Origin of the sequence: Streptococcus gwangjuense (genome assembly GCF_003627155.1) — a bacterium.
GTDB lineage: Bacteria > Bacillota > Bacilli > Lactobacillales > Streptococcaceae > Streptococcus > Streptococcus gwangjuensis.
On record NZ_CP032621.1, the window covers coordinates 101321 to 124399 of the forward strand.

General features: G+C 40.3%; 18 protein-coding genes. 15 read left to right on the forward strand and 3 right to left on the reverse strand.

Annotated features, from left to right (window positions below; all coding sequences use genetic code 11):
- Positions 1-41: 41 nt before the first annotated feature.
- Positions 42-1931: a DUF2207 domain-containing protein gene (locus D7D53_RS00505; RefSeq protein ID WP_120769779.1), complete on the forward strand. Its 1890-nt coding sequence runs from the start codon at positions 42-44 to the stop codon at positions 1929-1931.
- Positions 1932-1992: 61 nt separating this feature from the next.
- Positions 1993-2838: an undecaprenyl-diphosphate phosphatase gene (locus tag D7D53_RS00510; protein ID WP_120769780.1), complete on the forward strand. Its 846-nt coding sequence runs from the start codon at positions 1993-1995 to the stop codon at positions 2836-2838.
- Between the two features lie 32 nt (positions 2839-2870).
- Here the strand turns inward: D7D53_RS00510 and dinB are convergent, their stop codons facing one another.
- Positions 2871-3932 carry a DNA polymerase IV gene (dinB, locus tag D7D53_RS00515; protein ID WP_120769781.1) on the reverse strand — a complete coding sequence of 354 codons (1062 nt, stop codon included), beginning with the start codon at positions 3930-3932 and terminating at the stop codon, positions 2871-2873.
- Between the two features lie 237 nt (positions 3933-4169).
- Between dinB and pflB the strand changes: the two genes are divergently transcribed.
- The gene (gene pflB / locus D7D53_RS00520) at positions 4170-6503 is read left to right on the forward strand and encodes a formate C-acetyltransferase (RefSeq protein ID WP_115904487.1); all 2334 of its coding nucleotides are present in this window, start codon (positions 4170-4172) and stop codon (positions 6501-6503) included.
- A gap of 357 nt (positions 6504-6860) precedes the next feature.
- On the forward strand, positions 6861-8966 hold the full coding sequence (locus D7D53_RS00525) for an ATP-dependent Clp protease ATP-binding subunit (RefSeq protein ID WP_120769782.1): 2106 nt from the start codon (positions 6861-6863) through the stop codon (positions 8964-8966).
- Between the two features lie 59 nt (positions 8967-9025).
- Here D7D53_RS00525 and D7D53_RS00530 read toward each other — a convergent pair whose 3' ends face one another.
- The gene (locus D7D53_RS00530; RefSeq protein WP_120769783.1) at positions 9026-9508 is read right to left on the reverse strand and encodes an S-ribosylhomocysteine lyase; all 483 of its coding nucleotides are present in this window, start codon (positions 9506-9508) and stop codon (positions 9026-9028) included.
- Positions 9509-9791: 283 nt separating this feature from the next.
- Between D7D53_RS00530 and D7D53_RS00535 the strand changes: the two genes are divergently transcribed.
- From D7D53_RS00535 to D7D53_RS00555, 5 genes are read left to right on the forward strand one after another with little or no spacing between them, the layout of a single operon-like run.
- A complete protein-coding gene (locus D7D53_RS00535; RefSeq protein WP_120769784.1) occupies positions 9792-10499 on the forward strand; it encodes an ABC transporter ATP-binding protein in 708 nt (235 codons plus the stop codon).
- 1 nt (position 10500) lies between these two features.
- Entirely contained in the window at positions 10501-11289 is a 789-nt protein-coding gene (locus tag D7D53_RS00540) for an ABC transporter permease (protein WP_000665377.1), read from the forward strand.
- Entirely contained in the window at positions 11289-12011 is a 723-nt protein-coding gene (locus tag D7D53_RS00545) for an ABC transporter permease (RefSeq protein WP_000588278.1), read from the forward strand. The genes D7D53_RS00540 and D7D53_RS00545 overlap by 1 nt, the downstream gene beginning before the upstream one ends.
- 12 nt (positions 12012-12023) lie before the next feature.
- The gene (locus tag D7D53_RS00550) at positions 12024-12722 is read left to right on the forward strand and encodes a response regulator transcription factor (protein ID WP_084945098.1); all 699 of its coding nucleotides are present in this window, start codon (positions 12024-12026) and stop codon (positions 12720-12722) included.
- On the forward strand, positions 12689-13720 hold the full coding sequence (locus D7D53_RS00555; protein WP_084945099.1) for a sensor histidine kinase: 1032 nt from the start codon (positions 12689-12691) through the stop codon (positions 13718-13720). Before D7D53_RS00550 ends, D7D53_RS00555 begins: the two co-directional genes overlap by 34 nt.
- A 135-nt stretch (positions 13721-13855) precedes the next feature.
- Here D7D53_RS00555 and D7D53_RS00560 read toward each other — a convergent pair whose 3' ends face one another.
- Positions 13856-15340, reverse strand: a complete 1485-nt coding sequence (locus tag D7D53_RS00560; protein WP_120769785.1) for a DUF1846 domain-containing protein — start codon at positions 15338-15340, stop codon at positions 13856-13858.
- A gap of 152 nt (positions 15341-15492) precedes the next feature.
- Between D7D53_RS00560 and D7D53_RS00565 the strand changes: the two genes are divergently transcribed.
- The 6 genes from D7D53_RS00565 to D7D53_RS00595 all read left to right on the forward strand — a co-directional run bounded on the left by D7D53_RS00565 (position 15493) and on the right by D7D53_RS00595 (position 23071).
- Positions 15493-17100, forward strand: a complete 1608-nt coding sequence (locus D7D53_RS00565) for a glycoside hydrolase family 13 protein (RefSeq protein WP_120769786.1) — start codon at positions 15493-15495, stop codon at positions 17098-17100.
- Between the two features lie 195 nt (positions 17101-17295).
- On the forward strand, positions 17296-19254 hold the full coding sequence (locus tag D7D53_RS00575; RefSeq protein WP_120769788.1) for a peptide ABC transporter substrate-binding protein: 1959 nt from the start codon (positions 17296-17298) through the stop codon (positions 19252-19254).
- 241 nt (positions 19255-19495) lie between these two features.
- A complete protein-coding gene (gene cpsA, locus D7D53_RS00580) occupies positions 19496-20944 on the forward strand; it encodes an LCP family glycopolymer transferase CpsA (RefSeq protein WP_120769789.1) in 1449 nt (482 codons plus the stop codon).
- A gap of 1 nt (position 20945) precedes the next feature.
- Positions 20946-21677 (forward strand): capsular polysaccharide biosynthesis protein Cps4B, encoded by a 732-nt coding sequence (gene cps4B, locus D7D53_RS00585; protein ID WP_120769790.1) that lies wholly within the window; start codon positions 20946-20948, stop codon positions 21675-21677.
- A gap of 8 nt (positions 21678-21685) precedes the next feature.
- Positions 21686-22378 carry a capsular polysaccharide biosynthesis protein CpsC gene (gene cpsC, locus D7D53_RS00590; RefSeq protein WP_120769791.1) on the forward strand — a complete coding sequence of 231 codons (693 nt, stop codon included), beginning with the start codon at positions 21686-21688 and terminating at the stop codon, positions 22376-22378.
- A 9-nt stretch (positions 22379-22387) separates the two neighbouring features.
- Positions 22388-23071: a tyrosine-protein kinase gene (locus tag D7D53_RS00595; RefSeq protein ID WP_120769792.1), complete on the forward strand. Its 684-nt coding sequence runs from the start codon at positions 22388-22390 to the stop codon at positions 23069-23071.
- Positions 23072-23079: the final 8 nt, after the last annotated feature.

A 23079-nucleotide genomic window follows, 5' to 3' on the forward strand; every position in this document is an offset into this window, starting at 1 on the left:
AATGATATAATGATAACAAAGATAAAAAGGGGGCTTAGTTGATGAAAAAAACTTTTTTCTTACTAGTGTTAGGCTTGTTTTGCCTTCTGCCATTCTCTGTTTTTGCCATTGATTTCAAGATAAACTCTTATCAAGGGGATTTGTATATTCATGCAGATAATACAGCAGAATTTAGACAGAAGATAGTTTATCAGTTTGAGGAAGACTTTAAGGGCCAAATCGTGGGACTTGGACGTGCGGGCAAGATGCCTAGTGGATTTGACATTGATCCTCATCCAAAGGTTCAGGCCGCAAAAAACGGTGCTGAATTAGTAGACGTTACTAGCGAAGTGACAGAAGAAGCGAATGGTTATACTGTGAAAGTCTATAATCCCGGTCAGGAAGGTGACATAGTGGAAGTTGACCTCATCTGGAATTTAAAAAATTTGCTTTTTCTATATGATGACATCGCTGAATTAAATTGGCAACCTTTAACAGATAGTTCAGGAGCTATTGGCAAGTTTGAATTTCATGTAAGGGGAGATAAGGGGGTTGAAAAACTCTTTTTCCATACAGGTAAACTTTTTAGAGAGGGAACGATTGAAAAGAGTAACCTTGATTATACTATCCGTTTAGACAATCTTCCGGCTAAGCGTGGAGTTGAATTGCACGCCTACTGGCCTCGAACTGATTTTGCTAGCGCTAGGGATCAGGGATTGAAAGGCAATCGTTTAGAAGAGTTTAATAAGATAGAAGACTCGATTTTTAAAGAAAAAGAGCAAAGTAAACAACTCGTTACTTGGGTCTTCCCTTCGATACTTTCTATCTCCTTGTTATTGAGTATTTGCTTTTATTTTATTTATAGAAGAAAGACCACTCCTTCGGTCAAATATGCCAAAAATCATCGTATCTATGAACCACCAATGGAATTAGAGCCTATGGTTTTATCAGAGGCTGTCTACTCTACCTCCTTGGAGGAAGTGAGTCCCTTGGTCAAGGGAGCTGGAAAATTCACCTTTGATCAACTTATTCAAGCTACCTTGCTAGATGTGATAGACCGTGGAAATGTCTCTATCATTTCAGAAGGAGATGCAGTTGGTTTGAGGTTAGTAAAAGAAGATGGTTTGTCAGGCTTTGAGAAAGACTGTCTAGATCTGGCTTTTTCAGGCAAAACAGAAGAAATTCTTTCCAATTTGTTTGCGGATTACAAGGTATCTGATAGCCTTTATCGTAGAGCAAAAGTCTCTGATGAAAAACGGATTCAAGCAAAGGGGCGTCAGCTCAAATCTTCTTTTGAAGAAGTATTGAACCAGATGCAAGAAGGAGTGAGAAATAGAGTTACCTTATGGGGGCTTCCAGATTACTACCGTCCTTTAACTGGTGGGGAAAAGGCCTTGCAAGTGGGTATGGGTGCTTTGACTATCCTGCCCCTATTTATCGGATTTGGCTTATTCTTGTACAGTTTGGATGTTTATGGCTATCTTTACATCCCCTTGCCAATACTTGGTTTTCTAGGTTTGGTTTTGGCTGTTTTCTATTATTGGAAGCTTCGACTAGATAATCGTGATGGTGTACTGAATGAAGCAGGGGCAGAAGTCTACTATCTCTGGACCAGTTTTGAAAATATGTTGCGTGAGATTGCAAGATTGGATCAGGCTGAATTGGAAAGTATTGTGGTCTGGAATCGCCTTTTGGTCTATGCGACCTTATTTGGCTATGCGGACAAGGTCAGCCATTTGATGAAGGTGCATCACATCCAAGTGGGAAATCCAGATATCAATCTCTATGTAGATTATGGCTGGCACGGTATGTTTTATCATTCAAGCGCGCAAATGAGCCATTATGCCAGCATCGCAAACACAGCAAGTACCTATTCCGTATCTTCTGGAAATGGAAGTTCTGGCGGTGGCTTCTCCGGAGGTGGAGGTGGTGGCAGTATCGGTGCCTTTTAAAGAGAACTGTCACAGACTAAAAAAATATGCTATAATGGAAGATAGAAAAAAGGAGTAATCTATGTATCTTATTGAAATTTTAAAATCTATCTTCTTCGGTATTGTTGAAGGAATTACGGAATGGCTGCCGATTTCAAGTACAGGTCACTTGATTTTAGCAGAGGAATTTATCCAATACCAAAATCAAAATGAAGTCTTTATGTCCATGTTTAATGTCGTGATTCAGCTTGGTGCGATTTTGGCGGTTATGGTGATTTACTTTAATAAGCTCAATCCCTTTAAACCGGGTAAAGACAAGCAGGAAGTTCGTCGAACTTGGCAACTGTGGTCTAAAGTTCTTGTAGCTACTTTACCTTTGCTTGCTGTATTTAAGTTTGATGATTGGTTTGATACTCACTTCCATAATATGGTTTCAGTTGCTCTCATGCTGATTATCTATGGGATTGCCTTTATCTATTTGGAAAAGCGCAATAAAGCTCGTGCTATCGAACCAACTGTAACAGAGTTGGATAAGCTTCCTTATACGACAGCCTTCTATATCGGCCTCTTCCAAGTTCTTGCCCTTTTACCGGGAACCAGTCGTTCTGGGGCAACGATTGTCGGTGGTTTGTTGAATGGAACGAGTCGTTCTGTTGTGACAGAATTTACCTTCTATTTAGGGATTCCTGTTATGTTTGGAGCCAGTGCCTTAAAGATTTTCAAATTTGTGAAAGCAGGACAACTCTTGAGCTTTGGGCAATTGTTCTTGCTCTTGGTTGCGATGGGAGTAGCCTTTGCAGTCAGCATGGTCGCTATTCGTTTCTTGACAAGTTATGTGAAAAAACACGACTTTACCCTTTTCGGTAAATACCGTATCGTGCTTGGTAGTGTCTTGCTACTTTATAGCTTTGTCCGTTTATTTGTATAAGAAAAACCTTGAAGGGTCAACTCTTCAAGGTTTTAAAATCCAGTCACGGTAATCCCCAGCAGGCGGACACCTCTTTCTTTCTCGCTTAATTCTTCATAGAGTTGCAGGGCTATTTGGCTTATTTGACTAGCATCCTGTGTTTTTTGAGCCAGACTTTTTCGTTTGGTAAGAGTTGAAAAGTCTTCGTAGCGGATTTTCATAATGACAATTTTTCCAGCTTTTTCTTGTTGACTGAGATTGAGAGCGACTCTTTCTGATAGGAGAGTCAGCTCTTTTTTGATGTCTTCCTCGGCACGGAGAATCTTCCCGTAGGTTTTCTCCTTCCCGATTGATTTACGGATGCGATTGGATTTGACCGGGGAATTGTGGATGCCACGAGCCTTTCGATACAGGTCATAGCCCAGTCTGCCAAAGCGGTCTATTAGGGTCACTTCAGGGACTTCAAGTAGATCAGCGCCGGTAAAAATACCCATTTGATGAAGTCTCTCTACCGTCTTTTTTCCTACTCCATGAAACTTAGAAATATCCATTTGTTTGAGAAAATCCTCAGCTTGGTCAGGTAAAATAATTGTCAAACCGTGTGGTTTTTGATAATCACTAGCCATTTTAGCTAAGAATTTGTTGTAGGAAACGCCTGCAGAAGCAGTTAGATGGAGTTCTTGCCAGATATCCTCTTGAATGAGGCGAGCGATTTTGACCGCTGACTTGATACCGAGTTTATTTTCTGTCACATCCAAATAGGCTTCATCAATGCTCATGGGTTCAATCAAATCTGTATAACGCTTAAAGATAGCTCGAATCTGGAGGCCCACAGTCTTGTATTTTTCATAATTCCCTGAGATAAAGACGGCCTGGGGGCAACGTTCGTAGGCTTCTTTAGAACTCATGGCTGAATGGACACCAAAAGCTCGCGCCTCATAGCTACAAGTGGAAACGACACCACGCCCACCTGTTTGCCGAGGGTCGCTTCCAATAATGACAGGTTTTCCTCTGAGTTTAGGATTATCTCTGATTTCGACCGCAGCAAAAAAGGCATCCATGTCAATATGGATGATTTTTCTTGACAAATCATTTAATAAAGGAAAAATCAACATGCCTAGCACCTTTTTACTGCTTATTTTCTTTTATTATACCCTTTTTTCTGAAAAAAAGAAAAAATGCTTTATTTTTTTCAAAAATATAATACAGTTTAGGACAAAATATAGACTGTTTTAGAAAAGAAAGTGTAAAAATAGGCCTTTTTCACTTGTTGAAATCGGTTACTGTGTGGTATACTTGTCTCATGAATGTAACAGATGACTGTTACTAGAAAGAAAAAAGAGGACATTAACATGGTTGTTAAGACAGTTGTTGAAGCACAAGATATTTTTGACAAAGCTTGGGAAGGCTTCAAAGGCGTAGATTGGAAAGAAAAAGCAAGTGTATCACGCTTCGTACAAGCTAACTACACACCTTACGATGGAGACGAAAGCTTCCTTGCAGGACCAACAGAACGTTCACTTCACATCAAAAAGATTGTAGAAGAAACTAAGGCTCACTACGAAGAAACTCGTTTCCCAATGGACACTCGTCCAACATCTATTGCTGATATCCCTGCAGGATTTATTGACAAAGAAAATGAAGTTATCTTTGGTATCCAAAACGATGAACTCTTCAAATTGAACTTCATGCCAAAAGGTGGTATCCGTATGGCTGAAACTACTTTGAAAGAAAATGGATACGAACCAGACCCAGCTGTTCACGAAATCTTCACTAAATACGTAACAACAGTTAACGACGGTATCTTCCGTGCTTACACTTCAAACATCCGTCGCGCTCGTCACGCTCACACTGTAACTGGTCTTCCAGATGCATACTCACGCGGACGTATCATCGGTGTTTACGCACGTCTTGCTCTTTACGGTGCAGACTACTTGATGCAAGAAAAAGTAAACGACTGGAATGCAATCGAAGAAATCGATGAAGAAACAATCCGTCTTCGTGAAGAAATCAACCTTCAATACCAAGCATTGCAACAAGTTGTTCGCTTGGGTGACCTTTACGGAGTTGACGTTCGCAAACCAGCGATGAACGTTAAAGAAGCAATCCAATGGGTTAACATCGCCTTTATGTCTGTCTGCCGTGTTATCAACGGTGCTGCTACATCTCTAGGACGTGTGCCAATCGTATTGGACATCTTTGCAGAACGTGACCTTGCTCGTGGTACATTTACTGAATCAGAAATCCAAGAATTCGTTGATGATTTCGTTATGAAACTTCGTACAGTTAAATTTGCTCGTACAAAAGCTTATGATCAATTGTACTCAGGTGACCCAACATTCATCACAACTTCTATGGCTGGTATGGGTAACGACGGTCGTCACCGTGTTACTAAGATGGACTACCGTTTCTTGAACACTCTTGACAACATCGGTAACTCTCCAGAACCAAACTTAACAGTTCTTTGGACTGACAAATTGCCATACAACTTCCGTCGCTACTGTATGCACATGAGCCACAAACACTCTTCTATCCAATACGAAGGTGTAACAACAATGGCTAAAGACGGATATGGTGAAATGAGCTGTATCTCATGCTGTGTATCTCCACTTGACCCAGAAAATGAAGAGCAACGCCACAACATCCAGTACTTCGGTGCGCGTGTAAACGTATTGAAAGCCCTTCTTACTGGTTTGAACGGTGGTTACGACGATGTTCACAAAGACTACAAAGTATTTGACATCGAACCAATCCGTGACGAAGTTCTTGAATTTGAATCAGTTAAAGCTAACTTTGAAAAATCTCTTGACTGGTTGACTGACACTTACGTAGATGCTTTGAACATCATCCACTACATGACTGATAAGTACAACTACGAAGCTGTTCAAATGGCCTTCTTGCCAACTAAACAACGTGCCAACATGGGATTTGGTATCTGTGGATTTGCCAACACTGTTGACACATTGTCAGCTATCAAATACGCTACAGTTAAACCAATCCGCGATGAAAATGGCTATATCTACGATTACGAAACAATCGGTGAATACCCACGTTGGGGTGAAGATGACCCACGTTCAAACGAATTGGCAGAATGGTTGATCGAAGCATACACTACTCGTCTACGTAGCCACAAACTTTACAAAGACGCTGAAGCTACAGTATCACTTTTGACAATCACATCTAACGTTGCTTACTCTAAACAAACTGGTAACTCACCAGTCCACAAAGGTGTATACCTCAACGAAGATGGTTCTGTGAACTTGTCTAAACTTGAATTCTTCTCACCAGGTGCTAACCCATCTAACAAAGCTAAAGGTGGATGGTTGCAAAACTTGAACTCACTTTCTAGCCTTGACTTTAGTTATGCAGCTGATGGTATCTCATTGACTACACAAGTATCACCTCGCGCTCTTGGTAAGACTCGTGACGAACAAGTTGATAACTTGGTAACAATTCTTGATGGTTACTTTGAAAACGGTGGACAACACGTTAACTTGAACGTTATGGACTTGAACGATGTTTACGAAAAGATCATGTCAGGTGAAGACGTTATCGTACGTATCTCTGGATACTGTGTAAACACTAAATACCTCACTCCAGAACAAAAAACTGAATTGACACAACGTGTCTTCCACGAAGTTCTTTCAATGGATGATGCCTTGGATGCCTTGGATGCATTGAGCTAAGATTATATAAAATAATACAAAGAAGGACTAGTTAAAAGCTAGTTCTTCTTTTTGTAAAATTTATTGGTCAATTAAAGTCAAATCTCTTGACCTTTTCTGACTAATGTAGTATATTATGAACGTAAGGTAAATGAAAGCCTTACTAGAACGCTTATTTAAAGTGAAATAGAAAGAGGTGGGTCTATGTTTAATCTAGAAATCTTTAGAAGTAAAGATAGTCTACTCCTGCTTAAAAAAGAAAAACCAGAAATAGTACGTAGAGTAGCAATTTAGCTAGTCTAAATTTTTTAAAACAAAGGTCAAAGATAGTCAATATCAGTAGTAATAACGAAGAAAAAACAAAAAGAGGTAAAGAATATGGACAACAACTTTAATAATTTTAACAACATGGATGATTTATTTAACCAATTGATGGGTGGTATGCGAGGATATAGCTCTGAAAATCGTCGCTACTTGATTAATGGACGTGAAGTAACACCTGAGGAATTTGCTCATTATCGTGCAACTGGTCAATTACCAGGAAATGCAGAAACTGATGGACAAATGCCACAACAGGCGTCAGGTATGAAACAAGACGGTGTCCTTGCTAAACTAGGTCGAAACTTGACTGCAGAAGCTCGTGAGGGCAAGCTGGATCCTGTCATCGGACGAAACAAGGAAATTCAAGAAACATCTGAAATTCTTTCACGCCGTACCAAGAACAATCCTGTTCTAGTCGGAGATGCAGGTGTTGGTAAGACAGCAGTCGTTGAAGGACTAGCGCAAGCCATTGTGAACGGAGATGTCCCAGCTGCCATTAAGAATAAGGAAATCATTTCCATTGATATCTCAGGTCTTGAAGCTGGTACTCAATACCGTGGTAGCTTTGAAGAAAACGTTCAAAATTTAGTCAATGAAGTGAAAGAAGCAGGGAATATTATCCTCTTCTTTGATGAAATTCACCAAATTCTCGGTGCAGGTAGCACTGGTGGAGACAGTGGATCTAAAGGGCTTGCGGACATTCTTAAGCCAGCTCTATCTCGTGGTGAGTTGACCGTGATTGGGGCAACGACTCAAGACGAATACCGTAATACTATCTTGAAGAATGCAGCTCTTGCTCGTCGTTTCAATGAAGTCAAGGTAAATGCTCCTTCAGCAGAGGATACTTTTAAAATCCTTCAAGGAATTCGTGACCTTTATCAACAACACCACAATGTCATCTTGCCAGATGAAGTTTTGAAAGCAGCAGTGGATTATTCTGTTCAGTATATTCCTCAACGTAGCTTGCCAGATAAGGCTATCGATCTTGTCGATGTAACAGCGGCTCACTTGGCAGCTCAACATCCAGTAACAGATGTGCATGCTGTTGAACGTGAAATTGAGGCAGAAAAAGACAAGCAAGAAAAAGCAGTTGAGGCAGAAGATTTTGAAGCAGCTCTAAACTATAAAACACGTATTGCAGAATTGGAAAAGAAAATCGAAAATCACACAGAAGATATGAAAGTGACTGCCACTGTCAATGATGTAGCCGAATCTGTAGAACGAATGACAGGTATTCCAGTATCACAAATGGGAGCATCTGATATCGAACGTTTGAAAGATATGGCTCATCGCTTGCAAGATAAGGTAATCGGACAAGATAAGGCGGTAGAAGCGGTAGCTCGTGCTATCCGTCGTAACCGTGCTGGTTTTGATGAAGGCAATCGCCCAATCGGTAGCTTCCTCTTTGTAGGTCCAACTGGGGTTGGTAAGACAGAACTTGCTAAGCAATTAGCGCTTGATATGTTTGGAACTAAGGACGCAATCATCCGTTTGGATATGTCTGAATACAGTGACCGCACAGCCGTTTCTAAGCTAATTGGTACAACAGCAGGCTATGTGGGTTATGATGACAATAGCAATACCTTGACAGAACGTGTGCGTCGCAATCCATACTCTATCATTCTCTTGGATGAGATTGAAAAGGCTGATCCTCAAGTCATTACCCTTCTCCTCCAAGTCTTGGATGATGGTCGTTTGACAGATGGTCAAGGAAATACAGTAAACTTCAAGAATACTGTTATTATTGCAACATCAAATGCTGGATTTGGTTATGAAGCCAACTTGACAGAAGATGCGGACAAACCAGAATTGATGGATCGTTTGAAACCATTCTTCCGTCCAGAATTCCTTAACCGCTTTAACGCAGTTATCGAGTTCTCACACTTGACTAAGGAAGACCTTTCTAAGATTGTGGACTTGATGTTGGCTGAAGTCAACCAAACCTTGGCTAAGAAAGACATTGATTTGTCAGTTAGTCAAGCGGCTAAAGACTATATCACTGAAGAAGGCTATGACGAAGTCATGGGGGTTCGTCCTCTCCGTCGCGTAGTTGAACAAGAAATTCGTGATAAGGTGACAGATTTCCACTTGGATCATTTAGATGCCAAACATCTAGAAGCAGATATGGAAGATGGCGTTTTAGTCATTCGTGAAAAAGCCTAAGACAAAATTTTGAGAATAAAAAGAAGGAGCCAGCTGAAAAGCCGGTTCCTTTTTTGTGTTTAGATGACATGACGCTCAAAGGCATCATCTGAAATTCCTTGTTCCAAGATGAGTTTTGCCCATTCTTTAGCAGAAAAGAGGCTGTGGTCCTTGTAGTTGCCACAAGATTCGATGGTTGTTCCAGGAACATCTTCCCAAGTAGTGGTTTCAGCAATTTCTTTGAGAGAATCCTTGATAACAGCCGCGATTTCAGCACTGGTATGTTGCCCCCACATAATCATGTGGAAGCCTGTACGGCAACCAAATGGTGAACAGTCAATCATGCCGTCGATGCGGGTACGGATGAGTTTGGCTAAGAGGTGCTCGATAGTGTGAAGGCCAGCAGTAGGGATAGAGTCTTCATTGGGTTGCACTAAACGAATATCATAATTGGAGATGACATCTCCCTTTGGCCCTGTTTCTTCCCCGATCAAGCGAACATAGGGTGCTTTAACAATGGTGTGGTCAAGTTCAAAACTTTCAACAATAACTTCTTTTGACATGGTAAATCCTTTCAGTTTTCTTCTTTCATTATAACATAAAGGGTGCTGTTGATGGAGTTTGATAAATGACTTTTTATAATAAAGTCTCTATACATAAACCTCAGAATTATAAAGAAAGAATGGAGAGAAGAATACCTTGTGAAAGAAAAGTTTAGTTTTTCTAGTGGAACTCAGGTGACTTTTGAAAAGTGGATCAACTTTTTCTGAAATTTCTGTTTAATCTCTGAACTAATTCTGAACTAGATTGGGTATACTGGAGAAAATAAAGATAAAGGAGTTCAGTATGGAACATATTGTAAAAATTAATCGTGTTTCTAAAAAATATGGAGACAAGCAAATTTTAAAGGATATTTCTTTTACAGCTAGGAGTGGTCGCATTACGGCTTTTCTAGGACATAATGGTGCAGGAAAAAGCTCGACCTTGAGGATTCTCTTGGGCTTAGATCGGGCGACAGCAGGAACTGCGACTTTTGATGGACAAACCTATCAGTCAATGATTTATCCTCTCAAAACAGTAGGTGCAGCTTTTGACGGTATTGGAGGTCTGCCAAATAGAAAGGTTTACGACCATCTGCATATTATTGCTGCAAGTAATGCTATTCCGAAGTTTCGGATTGATGAGGTATTGGATATGACTGGGATCGCTCATAAGAAAAAGGATTTCTTATCAAGCCTGTCTCTAGGAGAGGGGCAGCGCCTGGGGTTGGCAGTAGCTTTACTAGGTGATCCTCAGTTTCTTATATTAGATGAGCCGACTAATGGACTAGATCCAAGTGGGATTAAGTGGTTTAGAAGGTTCATTCGCCAGCAGGCTGATTTTGGGAAAACCGTCCTTCTATCCTCTCATATCCTGTCTGAGGTACAAATGGTAACAGATGATGTAGTCTTGATTCATCATGGGCAAATTATCGAACAGGGAACGCTAGAAGATGTATTACAAGGAACAGATAGTTTAGAAGAGCTCTTCTTCGACTTAACAGAGGAGGTTTAAGATGAAAGAGACGATGTCCTTATTGCATTCAGAATGGTTGAAAATCCGATCAATCAAGGCTTTCAAAGTGAGTGTGGCCTTCATGCTACTATTGGTGCCTGTCGTATCCTGGTTGGAGGGCCGACAATATCTGTCTATCGGCTTGGATGCTACACCTGAGACGGTTCCTAATCTGATAAACGCCATTGATCCGCTGGAATATCTAGGTCTCAACGGGGCTTCTATGGCGGTCATGGTTTTGGTCATTTTAGCTGGAATTTTGGGAGCTATGGAATTTCAGTCTCATAGCTTGCGAACCAGTCTATTGGCTTGTAATAACCGCTTGAAGCTACTTATGGGGAAAATATTGACCTTTGGTTTGTTTTCACTCATCATTAGCTTGTTATCCATTTATTTGAGCTATATGGTCATGCATCTGGCTTTAGGAAAGGAAGGGCTTGATCCGATTTTGCTCAATCAGGCAGCTTGGAGTTTGATTTTGTGGAAAACCTTATCTCTAACCCTCTTGGGGATCCTTTCATTTTTGTTAGGTTTATTGGCTCGGACCATGCTAGTTCCTCTGCTATTTCTCGTACCCCAGATCTATAATCTGGGAAACTACCTAGCTGCTCACACGAGTTGGGGGGCATATTTGCCACAGCCAGCAGTAGAGTTGTTTGCTGCAACGCCAACTTCCCAATATGCCAACAATCCCTTGCAAGGACTCTTGATAATAAGCGTATGGTTGCTAGTCATCGGCGTCATGGCCTCTCTGCGCTTTTTGAAGACGGATTTAGGAGGACGCTACTGATGATAAAAGCTCTGCTTAAAAGTGAATGGATTAAGTTTCGTTCTTACTATCTCGTTCTTGGTGCCGCATTTGTGGCTCTGGTAGTCGTTCCTTTTTTTCTGATGAATCTTGACTACAGTCAGACAGCAGTTGGCCAGACAAAGGCTCTGAGTGAAGCTTTGCATGCTCTCTATCTGGCGCAGCCTGTCATCGTCATCTTTACTTCCCTCTATTTTGCCCAGGAGTTTGTCAAGTCTGGGATGCGAACGAATTTTCTAACCGTATCAAATAGAAAGGCTTGGTTGGCTGGGAAATTCCTTTTTCTGGCCGTTCTGCTCTTGGTTCTCTACAGTGTCATGATAGGCAGCTGTTTCTTTGTTATGCTGGCTCGATTTGACCTAGACTTTAGCTGGCCCTTACTGGGGAAATTCCTCTATTACAGCTCTTTTGGTCTTCTCAGCAATCTTTTTCTGGCTCTTTTAGCTGCTGGCCTCGCTTTGCTCTTTCAATCTTGGGTTGTGCCGGTGTCGGTGCTATTTCCTCTCTTGATTGGTCTTAGCCGTTTATTGGCAACTTTTATCAAAGAAGCAAAGTACCTGCCCGATCTGGCTACGCTAAATCTTTTTGAGTATGAAGGGCTTCAGAATTCGATAGATCTATCAGGGTTGGGAATACAGCTGTTCTGGCTAGCTTTGATTTGGAGCTCTGCTATATTCTTGACCTTGAAACGAGATGTTCGCTAGAGGTATGCTATAATGGAAATCATGAGACAGTATCGTATTTTGGTGGTTGATGACGACCGGAGCATTTTGAAGCTGGTGAAAAATGTCCTAGAGCTCGATGCTTATGATGTGACGACGCTTGATCGAATAGAAGAGCTAGAGCTGACGCATTTTGTCGGATATGACTTGATTTTGCTAGATGTGATGATGGAGCCTGTTAATGGTTTTGAGCTGTGCTCCTACATTCGTCCTCATCTTTCGTGTCCCATCATATTTTTGACGGCCAAGGAATTGGAGGCGGACAAGGTGGAAGGGCTCTTTCGCGGAGCAGATGACTATGTTGTCAAGCCTTTTGGGACCAACGAATTGCTGGCGCGTGTCAGGGCGCATCTTCGGCGGGAGGAAAGACGTGAGGAGCGCTATTCTGAGATTGCTTCTTGTCAATTTTATCCAGAGCGCTATGAAATTATCTGTTTTGGTAAAGTCTTGAAATTTTCAGAGCGAGAGTTTAAGTTGCTGCATTTACTAGCTAGCAATCCCAAGCAGACCTTTTCAGCTGAACGCCTGCATACTTTGCTTTATCCAGAAAGCTCAGAAACACAGCTTCGTTCCATCTCAGAATACGTATATCAGATTCGTCAAAAATGTAAACAAGAAGGGCTACAAGCAATCACAACAGTGAGAGGAGTAGGCTATAGATGGCAATTAGAACCCGTAATTTCAAAAGCCTAGTCTGGACAACTAGTTTAAAAATCGTCTTTTTCCATGTTTTGATTTTTGTGCTTATAGGTTATGAATTTACGCAAGGAAGTGATCACGTTCTTTTCACCTTATTCTTTTGGGCGGGGAGCTTGCTGCTGATTACTTTTTATCATATTTTGAAATTGCTCCGAAAAATCGACAGGGAAATAAAAATGCTAACGAGTAAGAAGCTTTTAGAAGAAAATCAAAGCCAGCTTTTTCGGATCGAGGAAATGCTCGAAGTCTATAGCGATTTACGGAGTAGCCACCAAGAAAATGCTCGTCTTCTAGAAAAAGAGCAGCAGCATAATCAGGAGTTGATTTTACAGCTATCAGCGACATCGCACGATTTGAAAACGCCCCTAACTGTGATTAAGGGGAATGCTGAGCTCTTGGAATTGGCGCAGTTAGGACAGCCACAGGCAGACTATGCTGCTGAGATTTTGCAGGCTAGTTACAAGATGGAAGAATATTGTGGCTCTCTTATTGATTACGCTAAGGCTTTTCAGATTGATTCTAATCAGTTCAGTCAGCTTTCCTTAGAGGACTTTTTGGCTTATCTCCAGGACGATTGGGCACTGTTCAGTAAACAGGAAAGCTATCGTTTTTATCTCCAAGAAGATTGTGATCTTAGCTTGAGATTGTCCATTCATTTGGACTATCTCAAGCGAGCTTTGCTCAATATTTTACTGAATGCGCTTGAACATGCAGACCAGAATCAAAAGGAAGTCAAGCTGATGGTATCAGTGCAGCAGGACCAGTTGGTTTTTGCTATCTGGAACAATGGACCTGCATTTTCAGAGGAGATGCTGCTAGGAGCGGAACGGCTCTTTTATCAGAGTGACCAAAGCCGCAATTCAGCTAATCCCCATCATGGTATCGGCTTAGCCTTTTCTAAGCAGGTAGCTCTCTTGCATGGTGGTCGTCTGACCCTGCTCAATCTAGACCAAGGAGGAGCCTCTGTCGAGTTGACAATTTCATTGAAATAAATGAGGATGGAAAAATCATAAAAACGCATAATACCAAGTGTCCAAAAGACTTGATATTATGCGTTTGATTTTTTTATTATGTAAAGATTTACTGGATTTTTATCTCGAATTGAGTTTTTGTCCAGCCTTGTTTATTTATTTGCGATACAAGCGATCGTATTGGTAGAATGGGTCAAAGGTTACGTTGATACCTAGTTTGCGAAGGACGTTCTTGTCTTCATCGGTCAAGATGATGGTTGAATGAGCTTCGCTTCCTTTGAGATTCCCAAGTTCTTCCATGGCACGCGCAGCATCAGGATTTTCCATAGCTGTGATTGCAAGTGCAATCAAAATTTCATTTGAGTGGAGGCGAGGATTGCGGCTACCTAGATGATCGATTTTAAGACCTTGAATTGGTTTGACGACTTCAGGCTCGATTAGTTTCACTTCCTTAGCGATGTCAGCTGATTTTTTGATAGCATTGATCAAGGCAGCAGCTGTAGGACCAAAGAGTTCAGAGTTTTTACCAGTCACGATTTCCCCATTTGGCAATTCAAGGGCTAGGGCAGGGCCACCAGTTTCTTCTGCCTTTTGGCGTGCTGCGACAGCAACCTTGCGGTCTGCAGGTGTGATACCGAGGTCGTTCATGAGAAGTTCAATCTTCTTGACAGCAGTTTCTCCGACTTTTTCAGCTTTAAAATCAAGAACAGTTTGATAGTAGCGACGGATGATTTCTTGTTTAGAAGCTTCGACAGCAGCTTCATCATCTGTAATAGCGAAACCAACCATGTTGACACCCATGTCTGTTGGTGAAGCGTATGGAGATTCACCTAGGATACGTTCCAACATACGTTTGAGAACTGGGAAGATTTCGATATCACGGTTGTAGTTGACAGTGGTTTCTCCGTAGGTTTGGAGATGGAAAGGGTCAATCATATTGACATCGTCAAGGTCTGCGGTGGCAGCCTCATAGGCCAAGTTGACTGGATGATGAAGGGGCAGGTTCCAGACTGGGAAGGTTTCAAACTTAGCGTAACCAGACTTGATGCCATTGAGTTGGTCATGGTACATATTGGACATACAAGTTGCCAATTTTCCAGAACCAGGTCCAGGAGCGGTTACGACGATTAAGTTGCGACTGGTTTTGATGTAGTCGTTTTTCCCCATGCCTTCGGGAGAAATAATGTGATCCATATCCGTCGGATATCCTTTGATTGGATAATGAAGATAAGAATCAATCCCATTTTTATCTAACTGGTTGCGAAAGGCATCTGCAGCAGGTTGGCCAGCGTATTGTGTGATGACAACTGAGCCAACAAAAATTCCCAATTCGTTAAATTTATCAATCAAACGAAGAACTTCTTGGTCATAAGAAATGCCTAGGTCGCCACGCGCTTTAGAATGCTCGATGTTGCTCGCATTAATGGCAATTACAACCTCGACTTGCTCTTTCAACTCTTGCAAGAGCTTGATTTTGTTGTCGGGCTCATAACCAGGAAGGACACGAGCAGCGTGGAAATCTTCTAACATTTTGCCACCAAACTCCAAGTAGAGCTTGCCGTCAAATTGGTTAATGCGCTCCAAAATGTGGTCGCGCTGTAGATTCAAATATTGTTCAGAACTAAAAGATTGTTTTTTCATTTTTTTACCTCTGACCTCTATTATAATAAAAAATTGGAAGTTAGGAAACTATGGAGTTAAAAAAGAAATCAAAAAGATTAGGCAAACGCTTGCACAAAATTCTGAAAAGCGCTATCATAGACTGTAGATTATTAAAATAATGAGGTAAGAAGATGCAAGAAAAATGGTGGCACAATGCTGTAGTCTATCAAGTTTATCCTAAGAGCTTTATGGATAGCAACGGAGATGGAATTGGCGATTTGCTAGGAATTACCAGTAAGTTAGACTATCTAGCCAAGTTAGGAATTACAGCGATTTGGCTTTCTCCAGTTTATGACAGTCCTATGGATGATAATGGCTATGATATTGCTGATTATCAAGCGATTGCGGCTATTTTTGGGACCATGGAGGACATGGATCAACTAATCGCGGAAGGCAAGAAGCGTGATATTCGTATCATCATGGACTTGGTGGTCAATCATACCTCAGATGAGCATGCTTGGTTTGTCGAGGCCTGTGAAAATCCCGACAGTCCTGAGCGAGACTACTATATTTGGCGGGATGAACCTAACGACCTTGATTCTATCTTTAGCGGATCTGCTTGGGAATACGATGAAAATTCGGGTCAATACTATCTCCACTTTTTCAGCAAGAAACAGCCGGATCTCAATTGGGAGAATGAAAAACTTCGCCAGAAAATTTATGAGATGATGAACTTCTGGATTGATAAAGGCATTGGCGGTTTCCGTATGGATGTTATTGACATGATTGGCAAAATTCCTGATGAGAAAGTAGTCAATAATGGACCTATGCTCCATCCCTATCTCAAGGAGATGAATCAAGCGACCTTTGGAGATAAGAATCTCTTGACAGTAGGGGAAACCTGGGGAGCAACGCCAGAGATTGCCAAGCTCTACTCTAATCCAAAGGGGCAAGAATTGTCTATGGTCTTCCATTTTGAACATATCGGTCTTCAGTATCAGGAAGGTCAGCCTAAGTGGCACTATCAAAAAGAACTGAATATTCCTAAGTTAAAAGAAATCTTCAACAAATGGCAGACAGAGTTAGGCGTTGAGGACGGCTGGAATTCACTCTTTTGGAACAATCATGACCTCCCTCGTATCGTCTCAATCTGGGGAAATGACCAAGAATATCGAGAAAAATCTGCCAAAGCCTTTGCCATCTTGCTTCATCTCATGAGAGGAACTCCTTATATCTACCAAGGTGAGGAAATTGGGATGACCAACTATCCGTTTGAAACACTGGATCAAGTAGAAGATATTGAATCTCTTAACTATGCGCGTGAGGCTCTTGAAAAAGGTGTTCCGATGGAAGAAATCATGGACAGTATCCGTGTTATTGGACGTGACAATGCCCGTACCCCTATGCAATGGGACGAGAGCAAAAACGCTGGTTTCTCAACAGGTCAACCTTGGTTGGCAGTGAATCCAAACTATCCAACAATCAATGTTCAAGAAGCGCTGGCAAATCCAGATTCTATTTTCTATACCTATCAGAAGCTAGTTCAAATCCGTAAGGAGAATAGCTGGCTGATTCGAGCTGACTTTGAACTATTGGAAACAGCTGACAAAGTCTTTGCCTATGTCCGTAAAGATGGTGACCGTCGCTTCCTAGTCGTAGCTAACTTATCCAATGAAGAACAAGACTTGACCGTAGAAGGAAACGTCAAATCGATCTTGATTGAAAACACCTCAGCTCAAGAAGCCTTTGAAAAACAAGTCTTAGCTCCATGGGATGCTTTCTGTGTGGAATTGCTATAAACATTTTTTACAGAAAAATCTAAAAATGAAATCGTATAAAAACAAGGGAGAACTGTATGAAAGGCAAAAATCCTTTGTTTTTTTATTGTCAATGTTTATAAACTTTCATTCTCAAAATTCAATTAACTTTACAAATTCTCACTATTTTGGTAAAATAAGATTATGTTATAAAAACTGACATAAAGGAGAAAGAAGATGAAGACAAAAAAGCGTGTTCTTAGTGCAGGCCTGACTTTTGCAGCTGCTTTGCTTTTGGCTGCTTGCGGACAATCAGGTTCAGATACAAAAACTTACTCATCAACCTTTAGTGGAAACCCAACTACATTTAACTATTTACTAGACTACTACGCTGATAATACAGCTATCATTACTAACTTAGTTGATGGTTTGCTTGAAAATGACAATCATGGAAACCTAGTTCCGTCTTTGGCAGAAGACTGGTCTGTTTCAAGCGACGGTCTAACTTATACCTACAAATTGAGAAAAGATGCCAAATGGTTCACAGCTGATGGTGAAGAGTACGCCCCAGTCAAGGCACAGGATTTTGTGACAGGTATCAAGTACGCAGTGGATAATAAATCACAGGCGCTTGACTTGATTCAAAACTCGATCAAGGGCTTGAATGATTACATTACAGGAGCGGATTCTGACTTTTCTAAGGTTGGAGTGAAGGCCATCGACGACCAGACTGTTGAGTATACTTTGGCACGCCCAGAACCGTACTGGAACTCAAAAACAACGAACAGTATTCTTTTCCCAGTAAATGAAGAGTTTCTAAATTCAAAAGGGAAAGATTTTGGAACCCTATCTCCAAATAGCATTCTCTATAGTGGACCTTATTTGTTAAAAGATTTCACATCAAAATCATCGATCGAGTATGTGAAAAATCCGCATTACTATGATCATGACAAAGTATCGATTGAACACGTAAAATTGGCTTACTTTGATGGCTCAGACCAAGAATTGACCATCCGTAACTTTGAAAGTGGAGCTTACTCAATCGCTGGGGTTTATCCAAATAGTTCTAACTTTGCTAAGACAAAGGAGAAATATAAGGATAATATCGTCTATAGCTTGCAGGACAAGACTTCTTGGTATTTCAATTTCAACGTCAACCGTAAGGCTTACAACCATACGTCTAAAACGACAGATGAGCAGAAGAAGTCAACTGAGACAGCTGTCTTGAACAAGAACTTCCGTCAAGCAGTGAACTTTGCCTTTGACCGTACAGCCTATTCTGCCCAGTCAAATGGGGAAGAAGCAGCTAGCAAGACCCTTCGTAACACCCTAGTGCCTCCTACATTTGTCCAAGTTGGAGACAAGACCTTTGGAGAAGTAATCGCTTCTAAATTGGTTAACTATGGCACAGAATGGTCAGGTATTAACTTGGCAGATGCTCAGGATGCCTATTTCAACAAAGAAAAAGCCCAAGCAAAATTTGCGGAAGCTAAAAAAGAATTGGCAAGTCAAGGTGTGACCTTCCCAATTCACTTGGATGTGGCAGTTGATCAGACGAGTAAAAATGCTGTGACAGGCATGAACTCAGTTAAGCAGACCCTTGAGTCAATTTTGGGTGCTGATAACATTGTCATTGACGTTCAACAACTTTCAACAGATGATTTTAACAACGTAGCCTTCTTGGCACCGACACCAGCTGATCGTGACTATGATTTGAACTTTGATGGTTGGGTAGGTGACTATCAAGATCCATCAACTTATCTCAATCCTTTCAATGCAGAGGATGGATTCTACCTCAAGATCTTTGGTCTAGATGCTCAGGAAGATAAAGCTAAGATTGCTAGCTTGGGTCTTGATACCTACACTAAGATGCTTAAAGATGCAGATAGTGAAAATAAAGATGTAGCCAAACGCTATGAAAAATATGCTGAAGCACAGGCTTGGATGATTGACAATTCTCTGATTATGTCAGCTATGTCGAGCGGTGGAACAGCATCTGTAACCAAAGTAACGCCATTTACAAGAGGTTATTCACTAGTCGGCATCAAGGGTGACGGCAATAACTACAAGTACATGAAGCTGCAAAAAGATACTGTAACAACCAAACAGTATGAAGAAGCTAAAATCAAATGGGAGCAAGAAAGCAAAAAAGCAATCGAAAAAGCCCAAAAAGAAGCAGAAAATCATGTTAAATAATGATGAGCGAGGTTCCGTAAGGGACCTTGTTTGTTATATTTTTGATTTTGATTCTTCTGTCTATGAAACGAGAATGTCAAAATAGGAAGCGATAGATACTATACAGATTATAAAAAAACAATTCTTCCTTCGGAGTACATTTAGAAGATGTGTTGAAAACGCTGATAAAAAAAGGAATAAATGGAAATTATTTCATGATTGTGATATAATAATTCTGATAATCAACATATAGGGGAAAACTATGAATAAACGTTCAAAAAGAGCCCGTTCGGGTAAAGTTAAGCGGAGCATTAATATAGCTTTATTAACCATTTATGTATTATTGGGTGGTTTTTTGCTGTTCTTGATTTTTAGACATAATATATTGGCGTTTAGATACCTGAATGTTATGACGGCAGCTGTAGTGATTTTGGTCGCTTTAGCGAGTCTGCTTTTGATCATTTATAGAAAAGCAGAAAAGTTTACGATTTTCTTTTTAACGCTAGCTATTGTAGTGAGTTCAGTTTCTTTTTTTGCACTACAACAATTTGTCGGCTTTACTAGTCATATCAATTCTACTTCAAATTACTCAGAATACTCAATGAGTGTTGTTGTTCTGAAAGATAGTGACGTTCATAATGTCACGCAACTAGATAGTGTTACAGGGCCTACGAATACAGATAATGAGAATATTCAAAAATTGATAGCTGATATCAAGGCTAGTCAGAGCAAAGAATTGACGGTTGTACAAAGCACTTCATACCTTGCGGCCTATAAGAGTTTGCTAGCTGGTGATACAAAGGCAATCATTCTAAACAGTGTCTTTGAAAATATTATAGAATCAGAATATCCTGATTACGCATCAAAAATTAGGAAAATCTACACTAAAAATATCACAAAAGAAGTAGCTGCTCCTAAAGTTTCTAAGAATCAGTCCTTTAATGTATATGTGAGTGGGATTGATACTTACGGTCCAATCAGTTCAGTTTCTCGATCTGATGTCAATATCATTATGACAGTTAATCGTGAAACGAAAAAGATTCTCTTGACAACAACGCCTCGTGATTCCTATGTTCCGATTGCAGACGGAGGGAATAATCAAAAAGATAAGTTGACTCATGCAGGTATTTATGGAGTAGATGCTTCAATTCATACACTGGAAAATCTCTATGGTATTGACTTGAACTATTATGCTCGTTTGAATTTCACTTCTTTCTTGAAATTGATCGACCTCCTTGGTGGAGTTGATGTTTATAATGATCAAGAGTTTAATGCATATACAAATAATGGGAAAAATTATCCGGTAGGTACATTACATTTGGATTCGAAAGATGCTCTTGGATTTGTCCGTGAACGCTACTCTTTAGCTGATGGAGATCGTGATCGTGGACGTAATCAACAAAAGGTTATTGTCGCAATCATTCAGAAATTAACGTCCAGTGAAGCCTTGAAAAATTATAGTGATATAATTCAAGGTTTGCAAGATTCTCTTCAAACAAATATGCCTATCGAAACGATGATGGATTTGGTTAATGCTCAGTTAGATAGTGGTGGTAGTTATAAAGTCAACTCTCAAGATATCAAAGGTACAGGTCAAATGGGACTTCCTTCTTATGCTATGCCAGATAGTAATCTCTATATGATGGAAATCGATGATAGTAGCTTAGCAGCTGCTAAAAGTGCGATACAAGATGTGATGGAGGGAAGATGACATGATTGATATCCACTCTCACATTGTCTTTGATGTAGATGACGGGCCAAAGTCTATAGAAGATAGTAAAGCCCTTTTAAGAGAAGCATATAAACAAGGTGTTAGGATGATTGTTTCGACTTCCCATCGTCGAAAAGGGATGTTTGAGACTCCAGAAGAAAAAATAGCGACGAATTTTTTAAAGGTTCGTGAGATTGCTAAAGAAGTGGCAGATGATTTGGTCATTGCTTATGGAGCAGAGATATACTATACTCCAGATGTTCTAGAAAAATTAGAAAAAAAGTGCATTCCTACTCTCAACAATAGTCGTTATGCTTTGATTGAATTTAGTATGAATACACCCTATCGCGATATTCATAAAGGATTAAGCAATATTTTGATGTTAGGGATTACCCCGGTGATTGCTCATATTGAACGTTATGATGCTCTGGAAAATAATGAAAAACGTGTTCAAGAGCTGATTGATATGGGATGCTATACACAAGTAAATAGTTCGCATGTTCTAAAACCTAAGCTCTTTGGTGAAACCTATAAATTTATGAAAAAGAGAGCTCAATATTTTTTAGAGAGAGACCTAGTTCATGTCATTGCAAGTGATATGCATAACTTAGATAGTAGACCTCCTTATATGGAGGAGGCTTATCAGATTATTTCTAAAAAGTATGGTAGAGCTAAGGCGGAAGAACTATTTGTAGAGAACCCTAGGAAAATTATAATGGATCAAATAATTTAGGAGAAAATATGAAAGAACAAAATACTATGGAAATCGATGTATTACACCTGCTTAAAATTCTTTGGAAACGAAAAATTCTGATTGCAATGGTTGCAATTGTAGTTGGAGCCTTAGCTTTTGCCTATAGTGCTTTTATCGTTAAACCGGAGTTTACCAGTACAACACGGATTTATGTAGTCAACCGTAATCAAGGGGATAAACCAGGTTTGACAAACCAAGACTTGCAAGCTGGGTCATACTTAGTTAAAGACTATCGTGAAATTATTTTGTCTCAAGATGTGTTGGAAAAGGTTACGTCTAATTTGAAACTAGATTTGTCTCCAAAAGATTTGGCTAATAAAGTCAAAGTAACCGTACCAGTCGATACCCGTATCGTATCTATTTCAGTTAATGATAGAGTCCCTGAGGAAGCTAGTCGGATTGCTAACTCCTTAAGAGAGGTAGCTGCTGAAAAGATTATCAGTATCACACGCGTTTCTGATGTCACAACACTTGAAGAAGCTCGTCCTGCTATAGCACCATCTTCTCCAAATATCCGTAGAAATACAATTATTGGATTACTTGGGGGAACGGTCTTTATGGTTATCGCTGTTCTTATCGTTGAACTGGTTGATACAAGAGTAAAACGTCCAGAGGATATTGAAGATGTTATGCAAATCGCATTGTTGGGAGTTGTTCCAAATTTGGAGAAATTGAAATAGGAGAGAGTTATGCCGACATTAGAAATAGCACAGAAAAAATTAAATCTGGTCAAAAAAGCGGAAGAATACTATAATGCCTTGCGTACGAATATACAATTGAGTGGAAATAATTTACAAGTAATTTCTATCACTTCTGTAAAAGCGGGTGAAGGAAAGTCAACGACTTCTACAAATATTGCTTGGGCATTCGCGCGTGCAGGTTACAAGACCTTGTTAGTAGATGCTGATATTCGTAATTCGGTCATGTCAGGTGTCTTCAAATCACGTGAAAAAATTACTGGATTGACCGAGTTTTTATCTGGAACAACAGACCTATCTCATGGTTTATGTGATACCAATGTTGAAAATCTATTTGTGGTTCAAGCTGGGTCTATCTCACCCAACCCAACTGCTTTATTGCAAAGTGAAAACTTCAGTACTATGATTGACACACTTCGCAAATATTTTGATTATATTATTGTGGATACAGCGCCAATTGGTATCGTTATCGACGCAGCTATTATTACACAAAAATGTGATGCATCTGTTTTAGTTACTGCGGCAGGAGAGGCAAACAGAAAAGATGTGCTCAAGGCTAAAGGTCAATTGGAACAAACGAATAAACCATTTTTAGGAGTTGTATTAAATAAATTCAATACTTCAGCTGAGAAATATGGTTCTTACGGTGAGTATGGTTCTTACGGTAAAAAATAGGGGATAGA